The sequence below is a fragment of the Streptomyces malachitofuscus genome (assembly GCF_055571035.1).
Genome location: NZ_JBVIGA010000023.1, coordinates 50611 through 66406, shown reverse-complemented (window position 1 = coordinate 66406; position 15796 = coordinate 50611). Strand labels below are relative to the sequence as shown.

The window sequence follows — 15796 nt, the reverse complement described above, 5'->3', positions numbered from 1 at the left end:
GGAGCAGGGCGTCGACGCGCTGGGCCCCCGCTCACGGGGGTCCCCGCTCGGGCGAAGCCGAGAGTGGGGGAGAAGCCGAGAGTCGGGGAGAAGCCGAGAGTGGGGCAGTCGGCAACCGACGGCAACGCCGCGGACAGGCGTGCCGGCCCTCGCGTCCCCGGCATGATCCGCCGGACAGGCCCTGGTGCCGCCCGGGGGCGGAAGGGCTGACGGCTACGCGCGCGGGTGCCCCGGAGCGGCCAGGCCGAGGACGCGGTCCTTGAGGGCCGGGAAGCGCTCGCGGGTGCCCGCCACCGTCGCCGGGTCGAAGTCGACCGTGAGGACCTCCTCGCCGGGGCCCGCCTCGGCGAGGACCTCGCCCCAGGGGTCCACCACGATCGAGTGACCCGCCTGCGGAACTCCGGCGTGCGACCCCGCCGTTCCACAGGCGAGGACGAACGACTGGTTCTCCACGGCCCGGGCCCGCGCCAGCAGCGTCCAGTGGGACCGGCGGCGCTCCGGCCAGCCCGCCGGGACGACGAAGGTCTCGGCACCGGCGTCGACGAGACCGCGGAACAGTTCGGGGAAACGGAGGTCGTAGCAGGTCGCCACGCCGAGCACGGTGTGCGGCAGACGGACCGTGACGAGCGCGTCGCCCGCTCCCATCAGCACGGCCTCGCCCTTGTCGAAGCCGAAGCGGTGGATCTTGCGGTAGGCGGCGGCCAGGTCCCCGGAGGGGGAGAAGACGAGGGAGGTGTTGTAGAGGGTGCCGTCGCCCGCGGCGCGCTCGGGCACGGAGCCCGCGTGCAGCCACACGCCCGCGTCGCTCGCGGCCTTGGCCATCGCCTCGAAGGTCGGCCCTTCGAGCGGTTCCGCCTCGCTGCCGAACGCCTCGTACGCGAACGCGCCCGTGGTCCACAGCTCCGGCAGCACGACGAGATCGACACCGGCCTGATCCCGCACCATCGCGGCGACCCGGCGCCGGCGCGAATCGACCGATTCGTCCTCGTTCACGGCGACTTGGAGCAAAGAAGCGCGCACACTACCACCGTCCTGGCATTCGACCCGTGCCCACGGGCCTACGATCGTCACGAAAGCACTGCCGGGGTGCCTCACAGCAGCGTAACTTGGGGGCACCCCCGGTTCGAGCGAAGCCGAGAACTGGGGGAGACTCGAGACACCCACGCAGTGCAGCCACCGCCCACTGGCACCGCCGCCACAACCTGCCCGTGTACCGACCGCCGAGGGGTCCCGTTTCCGTGAGCCTGCATCCCGCCCTCCAGCCCTACGCCGACGCCTGGACCCACTCGATCGAGGCGATATCCGAGCTGGTGCAGCCGCTTCCGGAGGCCGACTGGAACCGGCGGACGCCGTGCCCGGGCTGGTCCGTCCGCGACGTCGTGTCGCACGTCATCGGCCTGGACTCCGAGATGTACGGCGACCCCCGGCCCATCCACACGCTGCCGCGCGACCTGTTCCACGTCACCAACGACCACCAGCGGTACATGGAGATGCAGGTCGACGTGCGCCGTCACCACACGGCGCCGGAGATGACCTCCGAGCTGGAGCTCATGATCATCCGCCGTAACCGGCAGCTGCGCAACGAGAACCGGGAGCCCGGCACCAAGGTGCGCGGCCCGCTGGGCACGGAGCTGACGCTGGAGGAGTCCATGCGCCGGCACGCTTTCGACGTGTGGGCGCACGAGCAGGATCTGCGCACGGCCCTCGGCCGGCCCGGCAACCTCGACTCGCCCGGCGCGTACATCGCCCGCGACGTGCTGCTCGCCGAGCTGCCGCGCGTGGTCGCCGAGCAGGCGCGGGCGCCGCGCAGTTCGGCCGTGGTCATCGACGTCCACGGCCCGGTGGAGTTCCTGCGCACGGTCCGCGTCGACATCCAGGGCCGCGGCACCCTGGAGACGGCCCCGGCCCTCGGCCCGGCCGCCACCCTCACCCTCGACTGGGAGACCTACGTCCGTCTGGCCTGCGGCCGGGTGACCGCGGAGGCGATGGCGGACCGGCTGAAGACGGAGGGCGACCAGGACCTGGCCGCGGCAATCCTCCGCCACTTCGCGGTCACCCCCTGAGGCCTCGCCCCCACGCGGGCAGTCGTGCCGCGGGGCGGCACGGGTGGGCGCGACGGCAGCCGTAAGCGCCGGGCCGCGCGTCCCACCCCCGCCCCGCCCCACACCGTGCACCTACACGGGCACGTGCACCGACGTCACCCTGCTCGCCACCAACCGCTCCCGCTCCGCCCGCGCCGCCCGCCTGCGCAACCGCAGAATCTGCGAGACGCCCAACGCCTGCAGCACGAACACCGACGAGAACGCGACGCCGTAGTCGTCGCCGGTCGCGTCCAGCAGCACCCCGACCGCGAACAACGTCGTCATGGAGGCCGTGAAGCCCCCCATGTTCGTGATCCCCGACGCCGTCCCCTGCCGCTCCGGCGGATTCGCGGGCCGCGCGAAGTCGAACCCGATCATCGAGGCCGGCCCGCAGGCCCCCAGCACCGTGCACAGCACCACCAGCAGCCACATCGGCGCCGTGTCCGCCGGACAGGCCAGCGTCGCGGCCCACAGCAGCGCCGTCGCACCGACCGTGCCCAGCGCCAGCGGCAGCCGCGCCCCGTGGTGCCGGGCGATGATCTGGCCGTAGACGAGGCCGAAGGCCATGTTGGACAGCACCACGAGGGTCAGCAGTTCGCCGGCGGCCGCCCGGGACAGCCCCTGCGCCTCGACCAGGAACGGCATGCCCCACAGCAGGAGGAACACCATCGCCGGGAACTGTGTCGTGAAGTGCACCCACAGCCCGAGCCTCGTCCCCGGCTCCCGCCAGGACGCGGCGATCTGCCGGCGTACGTAGGCGGCTCCCTGATGCGGAACGGGCTCCGGCTCCTGGCCCTCGGGGTGGTCCTTCAGGAACAGCACCAGCAGGACGAACACCACGGCCCCGGCGAGCGCGCTGCCCGCGAACGCCGCCGTCCAGCCGACGCCGTGCAGCAGCCGTGACAGGACCAGCGTGGAGACGAGGTTGCCCGCCATGCCGGCCAGCCCGGCCAGCTGCGCGACCAGCGGCCCGCGCCGCGCCGGGAACCACCGGGTGCCCAGCCGCAGCACGCTGATGAACGTCATCGCGTCCCCGCAGCCGAGCAGCGCCCGCGAGGCGAGCGCCATGCCGTACGACGGCGAGAAGGCGAAACCGAGCTGCCCGGCCGTGAACAGCACGACGCCGATGCCCAGCACCTTCTTGGTGCCGAGCCGGTCGACGAGCAGCCCCACGGGTATCTGCATGCCCGCGTAGACCAGCAGCTGGAGGATGGAGAAGGTGGACAGGGCGGAGGCGTTGACCCCGAACCGGTCGGCGGCGTCGAGGCCCGCCACCCCCAGGGACGTGCGGAAGATGACCGCGACGAAGTAGACGGAGACGCCGATCCCCCAGACGGCGAGGGCCCGCCGTCCGCCGGGAGGGCCCGCGGACGCCGCGCCGGACCCCTCACGGGCAGCGCTCATCGCACCTCACCCCTGGCCAGGTGGGAGAACCAGCCGACATGCCGGTGGACCACGCCGACGGCCGCCTCCGCGTCGCCCGAGCGCAGCGCCCCGAGAATCTCCTCGTGCTCGGCGAGGGTCTTGGCGATGCGGTCGGGGTGGGAGTGCATCACGGCGACGCCCATGCGCAACTGCCGGTCGCGGAGCTGGTCGTAGAGGCGGGAGAGGATCTCGTTGCCGCCGCTGCGGACGATCTCGGCGTGGAAGCACCGGTCGGTGACGGACGCGGCGGCGAAGTCACCGGCGGCGGCCTGCTCCTTCTGCCGGGCGAGCAGCTGCTCCAGGCGTTCGATGAGGGCGGGCGGCGCGGGGACGGCCTTCCGCGCCGCGTGCTCCTCGACGAGCAGCCGGGTCTCTACGACGTCGGCGATCTCCTGGGCGGAGACCGGCAGGACCAGCGCGCCCTTCTTCGGGTAGAGCTTGAGCAGCCCCTCGGCCTCCAGGCGCAGCAGCGCCTCCCGCACCGGGGTCCGCGAGACCCCCACCGCCTCGGCGAGCTCGCCTTCCGTGAGCAGCGTGCCGCCCTCGTAACGACGGTCCAGCACCGCTTGCTTGACATGGCTGTAGACGCGCTCGGCGGCGGGCGGCTGCTTCACATGGGCCAGGCTGGTCATGCGGACAGGATAGATACAACACGTACGCGTGGAAGCGTGCGTCCACGATGCGGACTCGGCCCATCCCCGGAAACTCACCTCACGGCGAGCACAACCATCCGCCACCGGCAGGAGTCGGACATGTGCGGCCCCATGGCCGGCCGCACCTCAACTCTGCCGCACCACTGGGGCATTCAACTCAATCGGGGTACCTCACTTGAAGATCGGCATTCAGGGCATCCGTCTCCGCAGAGCCGTCGGCGTCGCCGTGACCACCGGCGCCGTGCTCTCGTCCGGCGCCCTCTTCGCAGCGCCCGCGCAGGCCGCTCCCGTCCAGGCGGCCGCCGCGCCCACGATCGTCGCCAAGGGCGGCTTCGTGATGAACAACGCGAACGGCAAGTCGCTGTACACCAAGGCGGCGGACACGCGCCGTTCGACCGGCTCGACGACGAAGATCATGACCGCGAAGGTCGTGCTCGCGCAGAAGAACCTGAACCTCGACGCCAAGGTCACCATCCAGAAGGCGTACAGCGACTACATCGTGTCGAAGAACGCCTCCTCGGCGCGGCTGATCGTCGGTGACAAGGTCACCGTCCGCCAGCTGCTCTACGGCCTGATGCTGCCGTCCGGCTGCGACGCGGCGTACGCGCTGGCCGACAAGTTCGGCTCGGGCAAGACGCGTTCGGCCCGCGTGAAGTCGTTCATCGGCAAGATGAACGCCGACGCGAAGAAGCTGGGCCTGAAGAACACCCACTTCGACTCGTTCGACGGCATCGGCAACGGCAAGAACTACTCCACGCCGCGCGATCTGACGAAGATCGCGAGCAGTGCGATGAAGAACTCGACGTTCCGCTCGATCGTGAAGACGAAGAAGTACACGGCGAAGACGCGGACGAAGTCGGGCGGCACCCGCACGATGGCGCCGTGGACCAACACCAACGGGCTGCTCAGCAGCTACAAGGGCACGATCGGCGTGAAGACCGGCTCCGGCTCGGTGTCCAAGTACTGCCTGGTCTTCGCCGCGACGCGCAACGGCAGGACGGTCATCGGCACGGTCCTGGCGTCGTCCTCCTCCGCCCAGCGCGAGAAGGACGCGAAGAAGCTCCTCAGCTACGGCTTCGGCAAGCTCTGACCCGCCGGGGACCGTGCGTCCGCACGTCCCCGGGGCCCCGGCCGCGCACCGACCCGGGCCCCGGGGCGTCTCCGGCCCCCCAGGGGTACGGCCTCACCGGGGGGCCGGGGCCAGAAGCCGCTCCGTCGCCTGCCGCAGCGCCGCCCGCCGGCCGGGGTCGCGCACGTCGTCGTGCGGTTCCGCCTTCCGGGCGCCGTGGAAGTAACCGCCCGTCCCGGTCTCGGCGGGGGGCGCGGTGACCAGGCGCAGCACCGCGTCCGCCCCTTCCTCCAGGGTGGACGCCGGTTCCAGTCCCGTCTCGGCGACCAGTGCCGTGGGCATCAAATCCGCCGGGTGGACGCAGTTGACGAGCAGTCCGTCGCCCGCGGTCTCGGCCGCGAGGTCCACCGTGAAGGAGGCCAGTGCCAGTTTGGCCCGGCCGTACGCCGCCCAGTTGTGGTAGAAGCCGGCCATGTCCAGGTCATCCAGGTCGATCTCGGCCTGGGCGGCGGAGCCGACGTTCACCACGCGTCCCGCGCCGGAGCGGCGCAGCGCGGGCAGCAGCAGGCGGGTGAGCTCGTACGGGGCGAGATAGCCGACGGCGAACCGCAGTTCATGGCCGTCCTTGCTGAGTTCCCGTTCGGCACCCTCGGGCCCCGGACCGACTCCGGCGTTGTTGATCAGCACGTCCAGTCGCGGCCACTCCCCGGCGACCCGGGCGGCCAGGTCACGGACCTCGGCCATCGAGGACAGGTCGGCGGCGTAGGGGTGCGCCCGCCCGCCGTGCCGGTCGCCCAGCCGGCGGCACAGGGCGTCGAGCCGCCCGGCGTCACGGCCGTGCAGCAGCAGGGTGGCGCCCCGCTCGGCCAGTTCCTCCGCGAGGCGCAGGCCGAGTCCCGAGGTCGCCCCGGTGACGAGGACGGTCTTTCCGGTCAGGTTCATCGTTCAGTTCTCCGCTCCGGGCCGGTGGCCCTCCGGCAGGTTGCGCCACGGGGCCCGTGGATCGGCCTGCGCCCGCAGCAGGGCACGGGCCACGGTCTGGTCGGCGGCGCCGGAGCCACCGTCGCGGGCGTGGTCGAGCAGTCCGTCCGCCACCGCGTACGCCCGGTGCTGGCCGAAACTCATCCGGCGCATGCCCGGGCGGGAGTCGGACGGCTCACGGGCCGTGGCCAGCCCGGGTGCCAGCTCCTGCCCGAACACGGAGGTGGAGCGGCCCAGTCCGGGCAGCCGTGAGGCCACCTCGGGCAGGTCCGCGGCGTCCGCGTCCCGTGGATCGAGGTAGACGACCATCGCGTCGCGGCGCGGATACAGCAGCCGGGAGGAGCCGACCTTCGCGCGGTAGCGCGGCGCGCGCCGCTCCAGTGCGCGCAGCAGCAGGCCCCATGCCCGGGGGGCGGCGTCGGCGTCCTCGAGGTGGAAGTAGTAGCGGGCCACGGGGCCGTCGGGAACGGTGCCCGCGGAACCGTCGACGAGGAAGAACCCCGCCGACAGCGCCGGGCGGGCGCAGGGGTAGTCCAGCACCGCGGTGCCGTCACCGGCGTCCCGCACCGCCGTCGCCGGCACCAGCGTGCGCACCCCCTCGACGAGGACGGTCCGCAGCTCCGGGCCGGCCGCGGGCGTGACGTGGGCCGACGGTATCCGCAGGGCGGTCTCCCGGTGCGGGACGGCGTCGGCCAGCAGTCGTTCGTAGGCCTCGTCCCGGAGGGTGCGCGGGCGGGGTCCGGAGTCGGGGGCCAGGCCCGCGTGCAGCACCTCGTAGAGGGTGTTCGCCATCCGGTGCCGGAGGGCGGACTCGTCGTCCGCGCGCACCGTCGTGCCCGCGAGGGTGGCCGTCGGTCCGGAGAGGTCCGCCCGTGCGCCGCGCAGCGCGGCACCGAGCCGGGGATGCAGGGAGAGCGGGGGCACCGTCAGTCCTCCAGGCCGAGTGTCGTGGTGAGGGAGGCGGGGCGCAGCAGCACCGTGCGGCCGATCCCGAGGGCCGCGCGGTCGACGGCGGAGAGGACCGACGCGCGGGAGGCCCGGGCGAGGACGCGGTCGATCAGATGCCAACCGGCGAAGGCGGCGGCCCGGGTGGCGAGGTCCGCGCCGACGGACCGGCCCGCGGCGGTGTAGCCCGCGCGGAACCACACGATCAGGGGCCGCACGCGTGACAGTTCGCGGGCGCCGTGGCCGACGGTTCCCGCGTCGGACGCCGCACCGCGGGGGAGCCGGGTGACCACCCGGAAGAGCCATTCGCCGGCGTAGGCGCCGAGGTCGCGCGCGGGGTCGCCGCGGCGCAGTTCCTCCAGGTCGACCAGGCGGGCCGCGCCGTCGGTGAACAGCACCTGGTCGAGCCGGAAGTCACCGTGCACGGGGCAGGCTTCGGCCTCCTCGTCGCCCTCGCCCAGCGCACGGATCGCCGCCACCAGCTCGGGGTCGCCCTGGAGGAGGGCCCATGCCTGGAGCGCGGCGCCACTGGCGGTGCGGTGGGCCTCCAGGGAGAGCGCGGTGAGTTCGTCCGCGGGCGGGAGCTGTGCGGGGGCCGGGTCCAGGGCCACCCGGCCCGTGGGGTCCAGTCCGTGCAGGGCGCCGAGCAGCCGGCCGGCGCCGCGGGCCTCGGGCTCCCCGAAGGCGTCGTCGTCGGCGAGTTCGGCGCCGTTGCGGGCGGACGCCAGCAGCTCGAAGGCGACCAGCCCGTCCTCCTCGCTCCAGCCCAGACAGCGCGGCCCGAGCGGCTCCGGCACGTCCGCCCGGCGCATCAGCTCCTCGAAGGCGAGGGTGTTGGCCAGCCGGCGGCGGACGTCCGCGTCGTCGGCGGGACGGCCGAGGTGCTTGACGAAGACCCGGGCCCCGGTGGTGGTCGTGCCCGACCAGTTGTCGTTGCGGCCGGTGCGGGAGGTGACCCGGTCGGGGTCGAACGCACCGAGCCCGAGGCGGCGCAGCAGTGCTCCGACGGCGGGGGCGGCCGACAGGTCGGTGGGGCGGGCCCGGTAGCGGTTCGCTCGGACCGAGGTCATCGCAGCTCCTGTGGCAGGGGGCGGGGTGCGGCGCCGGACGCCGCCGGGGTCACGTCCTCCAGCCGCTGGTGACGCCGTACGGCGCCGTGTGCGGCGAGCGGGGCGCCGAGGACGTCCGCGTCGCCCACCACGACCGTGTCGAGCACGCCGGGATGCAGGTGCAGGGCGGCGGCCTCCCGTACGTCGTCGGGGCCGACGGCGGCCAGCCGGTCGGCGTGGGTGTCGATCCAGTCCAGGTCCGCGCCCTCGGCGAGCAGGTTGGACAGGAACGTGGCGGTGGCGGACGGGGACACCCGGGCGGTGGCCAGCCGGCCGGTCAGCAGACGCGCGGCGGCGCCGAGCGCGGCATCGTCGAGGCGGTGCTCCGCGAGCCGGGACAGTTCCGTACGCGCCTCGGCCAGCGCCGCGGCGGTGTGCTCCTGGGCCACGGCGAGCCGGATCAGGGCGGTGGGCTCCCCGGCGAGCACCTCCACGGCGGAGCCCACGGCGTAGGCGTACCCCTTGTCCTCGCGGAGACTGCGGCTCAGCCGGGACCCGACGCCCCCGCCCAGGACCGCGTTGGCCAGGTCGAACGCCGGACGCCGCGGGTCGGTCCGGCACGGCGCGGGGCCGCCGAGGAGCACCTCGGCCTGGCTGGAGCGGGGCCGGTGGACGAGCTGCACCGCGGCGGCCGGCGTGTGCGGCGGGGAAGAGCTCGGGTGCGGGGGCGGCGGGCCGAGGGGGCCCCACGGCTCCAGGGCGAGTTCGGCGGTCCGCACCGCCTCCTCGGGGTCGAGATCACCGACCAGGACGAGGGTGGCGGCGCCGGGCCGGACCCGGGCGCGGTGCAGTGCGGCGACACGGTCCGGGTCCACCTGCTCGAGGTGCCCGGGACCGGGCAGGTCGCAGGGCAGGGAGGCGGCGGGGTACCGGTGGCGCAGCAGCGCCGACAGCGCCGTCCAGCGGGCGTCTGTGCGGGCCACGGCGATCTCCCCGGCGAGGCGGGCGCGCGCCTCGCGGACGACGTCCTCGCCCCGCGGCGGCCGGGCCAGCCGCTCGGCCAGCACCCGCAGCACCGGCTCCAGGCCCGCGGCGGGGGTGTAGCCGAAGACGCCGACGCGGTCGACGTCCCGGCCGGAGTCCAGGGAGGCGATCCGCCATGCGTCGGGCAGGGCGTCCTCCTCGGTCCCGGTGTGCCGCAGCAGGGTGTCCCCGAGGACCTGCGCGGTCGCGGCGTGCCGCTCTTCCCGCACCGGGCACGGGATGCTCAGGCGGATCTCCACGAGGGGCGCGACACCGTCGCGGACGGCCACCAGCCGGGTGCCGCCCGGCAGCACCGTGTCGACGACGGCGGCGGTGGTGGTCCGTGGGGCGGGGGGTGTGGTCGTCATGCGGTGGCCGCCTTTTTCCGGTCGCGGTGCCGGTGGGTCGTGTCGTTCGGCTGCCGCCCCGGCACCAGGAAGAGTTCGGCGCGCGGCTCGCTCAGCAGGGCCCGCAGCGCCTCGCGCACCGCGTCGTCGGGCACCGCGCCCACGCGCGCGGGGAGTTCGTCGACGAGAGCGGCGCGGCCGTGCAGCAGTTCGTACGCGCCCAGGGTGCGGGCGCGGACCAGCAGGTCGGCGTCGCGGCGGGTGATGCGGGCCGCGAGCCGCTGCCGCGCCAGGTTGACGCCGGGCAGTGCGCCGGGGGTGCCGGCCAGGCGCTCCAGTTCGGCGTCGACCTCGGCCAGCACCGCCTCGGAGCCGGTTTCGCGGTGGTGCGTCACGACGAGGGCGAGGGTGTCGGGCGTCCGGGCGTCGAGGGAATCGAACAGGCCGCAGCCCGCGGTGACCCGCACGGCGACGCCGCTGTCCCGCACCAGTCGCGCGGACAGCGGGGCGGAGGGGCCTGAGGTGAGGAGTTCGCACAGGACCATGCGGGCCAGGTAGGCGTCGGTGCGCGGGTCGGGCAGCCGGTGGCCGAGCGCGAGCGCCGGCAGGGGCGCGTGCGCGTCGTGGTGCTCCCCCCGGACGCCGGAGGTGCGCGGCGGCTCGTCGAGCGGTACGCGGGCGGGTGCCGGGCGCGCGGGCAGGGGGCCGAAGTGACGGTCGACGAGGGTGGCCGCGGCCTCGGGGTCGATGTCCCCGGCGACGGTGAGCACGGCGTTCGCGGGCACGTAGTGGGTCCGGTAGAAGCCGGCGGCGTCCTCGGCCGTGGCCGCGTCGAGGTCCTCCAGGGCGCCGTACCCGTTGTGGGTGTTGGCATGACTCCGGTACAGCAGGGCCGGCAGCGGGATCCAGGGGAAGCCGCCGTAGGGGCGGTTGTCGATGTTGAGCCGGATCTCCTCCTTGACCACCGCACGCTGGTTGTCGAAGGTCTCCTCGGTGATGCGCAGGCGGGCCATCCGGTCCGCCTCCAGCTCCAGCACCCGCTCCAGCCCAGCGGCGGGGAGCAGTTGGTAGTAGTCGGTGTAGTCCTGGTGGGTCGAGCCGTTGACCGTGCCGCCGAGGCCCTGCACGTAGTCCCAGTGCTCCAGCTTGGGGTGGTGGGCACTGCCCTGGAACATCAGGTGCTCGAAGAGGTGGGCGAACCCGCCCCGGCCCTCCGGCTCCGAACGGAAGCCGACGTCGTAGTGGACGGCGACGGCCACGGCCGCGCCGGCCGAGGGGGCGAGCAGCACGCGCAGACCGTTGCCGAGCGTCAGCCGCTGCGTTCCGGTCACCGACTTGCTCCTTCTGATGCGCTTGCTCCGCGACAATGGCCGACGGGGGCGCGGCGTATGCCACGCCCCCGCCGTAAGGTTGTTCTGCGGGACTGGGGTCAACTCGATGCTTGGCGGCTCAGTTGACTCCAGAACCGCAGTTCAACACCGTCCTGCCCAGGTCAGCAGCCCTTCTTGTAGGTCAGCAGACCCGTGGCGACCGTGAGGGCGATGGTGGCCGGCGCCTCGTCGTTCTCCGGGGTGGCGGCCAGCTCCTCGGCGTCGGTGTAGACGGTGTAACCCTCGATGAGCTTCTCGGCGTCCATGGGACACTCCTTCTCTTGTGGCGTATGCGGCCCGACGTTTCCGCCGAGCGCCTTGCGAGAACATTTCTAACACCCTCGGATCGCCAAGGGAAAGGATTTTCGAGGGTTTTTTCGACGCTTTTCAGAAGCCTTTTCCGGGCACGCCGAAAGGCCGAGTGGCACACCACTCGGCTCGTTTTCAAGTGTTCAACGATTCACTGGCGCACCCGGTTCGTCAGGGCACGGAATTCCATTCCAGCGTTCCGGATCCGTTCCTGTCGCACTCGTCCTTGACGATGCCGAGGACGGTCGGGACCCACCAGTCGTCCCAGCCGACGAACTCGCAGTAGTCCCGCAGATGGGTCAGGATGCCCAGCGTGGCGGCCGGCCCCGTACCCCCGGGCAGCGGCTCCCCGTATCCCCGCACGAAAGCCCGTCCGAGCAGGGACCATTCCTCCGCGTCACGGCGTCCGGCCGCGGCCAGGACGACACCGCGCAGCTCGGCCAGTTCGCCGAGGACCCAGCCCGCGTCCAGACAGGGCGGGCCCGCCGCCATGTCCTCGCCGATCAGCAGGACCCCCGTCCCGTCCGCGCGGTCCGGCACGACGAGACCGGTCCCCGGTTTCCCGTGCAGCACGCGCGCGTCCTCCGGCCCGGTGCCGAGAAAACCGTGGCACCAATGCTCCAGAAGGCTCCACCGCCCCTCCCCCAGAACTCGTCTCGCCATTCCGTGCAATTTCACGGAATGATCCGTTCCTTTTCCGTCGCCGGCCATCCATTCCGCCAGCCGGGACATTCCTCGGTGACGCTCACGGACCAGTTCAGCGGCCGGCAGCGAATTCACCGTGCGCAATGCCCTCCCGAGTTCCTCCAACAGCGTCGCGGCCGGGCCGTAGGAGTCGCCGCGCGGCCGGGTCATGAGCAGGTTGGCCAGGGACTCCCCGCCGTCCGCCGCGAAGACCAGCCGGGTCCCCTCCGCCTCCGGCAGCGACAACGCGAGCCCCGTACCGGCGAGCTCCCGCAGGCGCCCCGCGAGGGCCGGCGAGGGGGGCCGTACGGCGTCCGCCCGCTGTGGCCCCGCCGAGCGCAGCCAGCGATGGCCGGATCCGTCCGGTGCCCGCAGGATCGCGGTCTCGGTGAAGCCCGTTCCGTACCGCTCGACGAGCGGCCACCCGTCCGGGTCCCTCACACCGGCACCTCGTTGCCGGGGCGGGCGGGGGAGGTGCTCAGGCCCTCGATCAGGGTGAGCAGCTTGGGCAGTTCCGGGGGGACGTAGGCGTCGTCGCGTCCGGTGGTGCTGCTCGAACCGGGCTCGGGCGGCAGGACGCACACATTGGGACGGGCGGCCGCCTCGGCGAGCAGACCGGTGATCACCGGGTTGTCGATGGCGCCCGGCGGCAACGACGGCGCGATGCCGACGGGAGCCCGGGTGCACTGCAGCGCCAGCATCGCGGGACTGTCCCCGCGGCCCGCGACGAAGCGGCTGACGAAGTCGACCGTGGCCGGGTAGACGGCGACGGCCTCCGCCCACATGGCCCACTCGACGTGCGGGGCCTTGGTGAGCGGCTCGTCCGGCCACACGTCCCGCACGGCCTCGTGCTCCCCGTAGGCGGACAGCGCCGCGCGGGTCACGAAGCGCTCCGCGCTCCGCGTCACCACCACGCGGGTGTCGACCTGGGGAAGCACCAGTTCGAGCCACCGCACCCAGTACGGCAGCAGGGCCACCCCGACCGCCCCGGTGCCCACCAGCAGCAGCCGCCGCGGCGTGAAGGCGAACGACGGTGCCGGGGCCGTCTCCTGACGCTCGCTCACCCGGTGCCCTCCAGTTCCGCGACGACGTCACGCAGGTCCCTCAGCGCCTCCTCGGGCCCCTCCCGCAGCAGCACCCCGCCGGGCGAGAGCACGACCTCGTCCACGCCCGCGCGGTGGTACGCGGCGATCCCGTCCGCGATCTCGGCGGGCGAACCGGTGAGGAAGGTGCCGGAGGAGAGCAGCTCCCCGGCGCCGGCCTCCGGGTCCTCGGGATCGGCCGCCAGCCCCGCGGACCGCAGCATGGCCGTGTAGTGGCGGGTGCTCAGGTGGTCGCGGTTGGCCGCGAGGATCGTCCGGCGCGGATCACGGCCCGGCCGCGCCACCGCGAAGTGGACCATGGACACCACGCGCGGCACGTCCTGCCCGCCGTGCTCGGCCCCCTCGCGCAGCGCGGGGAGGAGTACGTCCTGGATGTGGGTCAGGGGCGTCAGCCAGGTGATGGCGGCGTCGGCGACCTCGCCCACGACCCGGGCCATGCCCGCCCGCAGCACGCCGGCCGCGACGGTGACCTCGGGGTGCCCGGACGGCAGCGGGGGCAGCATGCCCTCCAGGAAGTGGTACGTGCCCGACTCCCGCACCGCCTCGCCCCGCACCAGGGAGCGGACCATCGAGAGGTACTCGCGGCTCGCGGTGAGCGGGCTCTCGTAGCCGGAGCCGCGCAGCGAGGCCACCATCTCGGGGCTTCCGGGGCCGAATCCGACCGTCATCGGCTGTCCGGTCAGCAGGGCGACCGAACGTGCCTGGACGGCGGCCTCGTAGGGGTGGCGCAGGCCCATCACGGTGACGGCCGTGCCGGTGGGGACGCGCAGACCGCGCCCGGCGAGGTAGGCGTACAGGTGGTAGGTGTCGTACGACAGGCTCTGGCCCATCCACAGGCGGGACAGGCTCGTGTCGCGGACCAGTCCGGCGAAGCCCTCGATGGTGTCCGGGCGCACCGGCATGATCGGGAAGAAGACCGAGACCGTCCCCCGGCGCGACGCGGTCATCCGCGCTCCTCGCGGCCGAGGAACTCGACGCGGTCGATGAGGCCGTCGTGCACCCGGTAGAGCGCCAGCACGTCCAGGCCGGGCAGTCCGGGGCCCGACACGTGCTCCCGGTCGGCGATCCAGTCGCCGTGCGCGACCCGGCCGGTGGAGACGGCCGTCGCGGGCACCTGCGCGAACTGGTGGGCGTAGAGCTCGCGCAGCGCCTCCTTGCCGGAGACCACCGGGGCTCCCTCGGCCAGCACTTCGGCACCGTCCGCGTAGCAGTCCAGGAACGCCTCCAAGTCCTGCCGGTTGAAGGCGTCCGTCTGGCGGTCCACGACCCGCTCCGCCGGGGAGCGGGTGGGGCGTGTCGCCGTGTCCGGGGACATGTTCTCTCCTCGTGGGGTGGTGCCGGCCGGGCCGTGGCCCGCGCCGGCGGTCACTGGGTCTCAGCGGTGTGGCGCAGCGCCCGGGTGATCGCGTCGGGTGAGTCGGCGGAGATGTAGACGGTGTCGACGGCCTCGTCCCTGCCGTCGCCCAGGTCCATGGGGACGGGCGGGTCGAGCCGGAGGCACACGGTCACGGTGCTGCCGAGCGAGCAGGCCACGGCGGCCGGCTCGCCGGGCACCCGGCGCAGCCCCCGGCCGGTGATGGTCCGCATGCTGCGCGCCGCCGACCGCACCCTCCCGCGCGGCAGGTCGAGACGGCCCATGAACCCGGTGTGCAGGACCACCCGGGACCCGGAGACCGTGTGCGGGTGGCGGGACATCGCGGCCAGCACGCCGAAACCGGTGAGGATCAGCACGACTTCCAGCAGGGCGTGCGGGGGCCGTGCGGGCGGCGGGATGATCTCGGAGACGAGGAAGGCGAGCGGGATCTCCGTGAGGGTCAGGGCCATGACGGTGGAACGCAGTTCACTGGAGTGGGATATCGCCGCCTGCCCCGGGACGGCGGAGGCCGGGCGCCGCCGCATGACCGTGTCGAGGAGGGCCCGGGAGAGGATCGCGGCTCTGCTGCGCAGCGGCGGTTTGGGGGCCACGTGCGGCGGTGGGGGGTTCTGCACGGCTTCTCCAGACGTTCATGGCCGGGCGGCCCTTCAGGGCTCCACGGCGGTGGAGCGGGCCCGCGGAATCCACTGTGGTGAAGAGGGTTTCCGACCGCCTCCTTCACATCAGTGGAGACCTCTCGTCGGAAGAGTAGACGGCACAAGATCGGACTGCAACCGTTGTCCAAGACAGGTAGGATCTGGTCTTCACCTGAGTTGATACGGGGCTATCGGGTGGGGGGAGGCAATCAGGGGCGCAGCCGTGACCGGGGCGTGTCCCTGCCGACGGGTGAGAGGCAGGAGCGGAACCGATGAGTGAGGACCTGGCCCGAAAGACGCTGGCCCAGAAGCTGAACCGGCTGTTCGCCACGGTTCGCTCCAAGGACGGCCCCGAGTTCAGCAACGAACACGTGGCCGCCGCCATCCGGCGCACGGGCGTGGCCATCTCGCAGAGCTACATCTGGCAGTTGCGCAAGGGGAGCAAGCTCAACCCCACACTCCGCCACCTCCAGGCGCTCGCGGACTTCTTCGGCGTGCCCGCCGCCTACTTCTTCGACGACGACGTGGCCCAGCGGGTGGAGAGCCAGCTCAGCCGGCTCATCGAGGAACAGAACAAGCTGGCACGGCTCGCCGAGAGCGGGGACGTGAAGCTCATGGCCATGCGGGCCGGCGAGCTCTCCCCCGCCCGCAGAAAGCAGGTGATGGAACTACTGGATGTGGTCTACAAGTTGGAGCAGGCGGAACGAGCCGCAGAGCAGAACTGACCACTGCTCCGGTACCGACACA

17 protein-coding genes are annotated in these 15796 nt (G+C 73.2%); 3 read left to right on the top strand and 14 right to left on the bottom strand.

Annotated elements, in window-relative coordinates; genetic code table 11:
* Positions 1-213: 213 nt before the first annotated feature.
* A complete protein-coding gene (locus ACZ44S_RS29095) occupies positions 214-1020 on the bottom strand; it encodes a carbon-nitrogen family hydrolase (protein ID WP_466934084.1) in 807 nt (268 codons plus the stop codon).
* A gap of 218 nt (positions 1021-1238) precedes the next feature.
* Here ACZ44S_RS29095 and ACZ44S_RS29090 point away from each other — a divergent pair, with 218 nt between their 5' ends.
* Positions 1239-2063 (top strand): maleylpyruvate isomerase family mycothiol-dependent enzyme, encoded by an 825-nt coding sequence (locus tag ACZ44S_RS29090; RefSeq protein ID WP_466934082.1) that lies wholly within the window; start codon positions 1239-1241, stop codon positions 2061-2063.
* A 111-nt stretch (positions 2064-2174) separates the two neighbouring features.
* Here ACZ44S_RS29090 and ACZ44S_RS29085 read toward each other — a convergent pair whose 3' ends face one another.
* Positions 2175-3485 (bottom strand): MFS transporter, encoded by a 1311-nt coding sequence (locus ACZ44S_RS29085; protein ID WP_466934080.1) that lies wholly within the window; start codon positions 3483-3485, stop codon positions 2175-2177.
* Positions 3482-4138, bottom strand: coding sequence for a GntR family transcriptional regulator (locus ACZ44S_RS29080; RefSeq protein ID WP_466934078.1), 657 nt, complete (start codon positions 4136-4138; stop codon positions 3482-3484). Before ACZ44S_RS29080 ends, ACZ44S_RS29085 begins: the two co-directional genes overlap by 4 nt.
* Before the next feature lie 196 nt (positions 4139-4334).
* Here ACZ44S_RS29080 and ACZ44S_RS29075 point away from each other — a divergent pair, with 196 nt between their 5' ends.
* Positions 4335-5249 (top strand): D-alanyl-D-alanine carboxypeptidase family protein, encoded by a 915-nt coding sequence (locus ACZ44S_RS29075; RefSeq protein ID WP_466934076.1) that lies wholly within the window; start codon positions 4335-4337, stop codon positions 5247-5249.
* Between the two features lie 93 nt (positions 5250-5342).
* On the opposite strand, the gene ACZ44S_RS29070 is transcribed toward ACZ44S_RS29075, so the two are convergent.
* The 11 genes from ACZ44S_RS29070 to ACZ44S_RS29020 all read right to left on the bottom strand — a co-directional run bounded on the left by ACZ44S_RS29070 (position 5343) and on the right by ACZ44S_RS29020 (position 15028).
* On the bottom strand, positions 5343-6170 hold the full coding sequence (locus ACZ44S_RS29070; protein ID WP_466934074.1) for an SDR family NAD(P)-dependent oxidoreductase: 828 nt from the start codon (positions 6168-6170) through the stop codon (positions 5343-5345).
* A gap of 3 nt (positions 6171-6173) precedes the next feature.
* Positions 6174-7133, bottom strand: a complete 960-nt coding sequence (locus ACZ44S_RS29065; protein WP_466934072.1) for a T3SS effector HopA1 family protein — start codon at positions 7131-7133, stop codon at positions 6174-6176.
* 2 nt (positions 7134-7135) lie between these two features.
* Positions 7136-8224, bottom strand: a complete 1089-nt coding sequence (lxmK, locus tag ACZ44S_RS29060; protein WP_466934070.1) for a class V lanthionine synthetase subunit LxmK — start codon at positions 8222-8224, stop codon at positions 7136-7138.
* Positions 8221-9594 carry a M16 family metallopeptidase gene (locus tag ACZ44S_RS29055; protein WP_466934068.1) on the bottom strand — a complete coding sequence of 458 codons (1374 nt, stop codon included), beginning with the start codon at positions 9592-9594 and terminating at the stop codon, positions 8221-8223. The genes lxmK and ACZ44S_RS29055 overlap by 4 nt, the downstream gene beginning before the upstream one ends.
* Complete coding sequence (locus ACZ44S_RS29050; protein ID WP_466934066.1) at positions 9591-10904, bottom strand: M16 family metallopeptidase; 1314 nt, start codon at positions 10902-10904, stop codon at positions 9591-9593. Before ACZ44S_RS29050 ends, ACZ44S_RS29055 begins: the two co-directional genes overlap by 4 nt.
* A gap of 161 nt (positions 10905-11065) precedes the next feature.
* Positions 11066-11209: an LxmA leader domain family RiPP gene (locus ACZ44S_RS29045; protein WP_190164669.1), complete on the bottom strand. Its 144-nt coding sequence runs from the start codon at positions 11207-11209 to the stop codon at positions 11066-11068.
* A gap of 214 nt (positions 11210-11423) precedes the next feature.
* Complete coding sequence (locus tag ACZ44S_RS29040; protein ID WP_466934064.1) at positions 11424-12377, bottom strand: hypothetical protein; 954 nt, start codon at positions 12375-12377, stop codon at positions 11424-11426.
* Complete coding sequence (locus tag ACZ44S_RS29035) at positions 12374-13000, bottom strand: flavoprotein (RefSeq protein ID WP_466934062.1); 627 nt, start codon at positions 12998-13000, stop codon at positions 12374-12376. The genes ACZ44S_RS29040 and ACZ44S_RS29035 overlap by 4 nt, the downstream gene beginning before the upstream one ends.
* A complete protein-coding gene (locus ACZ44S_RS29030) occupies positions 12997-13986 on the bottom strand; it encodes an LLM class flavin-dependent oxidoreductase (RefSeq protein WP_466934060.1) in 990 nt (329 codons plus the stop codon). Before ACZ44S_RS29030 ends, ACZ44S_RS29035 begins: the two co-directional genes overlap by 4 nt.
* A complete protein-coding gene (locus ACZ44S_RS29025; RefSeq protein ID WP_466934058.1) occupies positions 13983-14354 on the bottom strand; it encodes a nuclear transport factor 2 family protein in 372 nt (123 codons plus the stop codon). Before ACZ44S_RS29025 ends, ACZ44S_RS29030 begins: the two co-directional genes overlap by 4 nt.
* 50 nt (positions 14355-14404) lie before the next feature.
* Entirely contained in the window at positions 14405-15028 is a 624-nt protein-coding gene (locus ACZ44S_RS29020; protein WP_466934056.1) for a hypothetical protein, read from the bottom strand.
* Between the two features lie 293 nt (positions 15029-15321).
* On the opposite strand from ACZ44S_RS29020, the gene ACZ44S_RS29015 reads away from it, so the two are divergent.
* Positions 15322-15774: a helix-turn-helix domain-containing protein gene (locus tag ACZ44S_RS29015; protein WP_466934054.1), complete on the top strand. Its 453-nt coding sequence runs from the start codon at positions 15322-15324 to the stop codon at positions 15772-15774.
* Positions 15775-15796 lie beyond the last annotated feature (22 nt).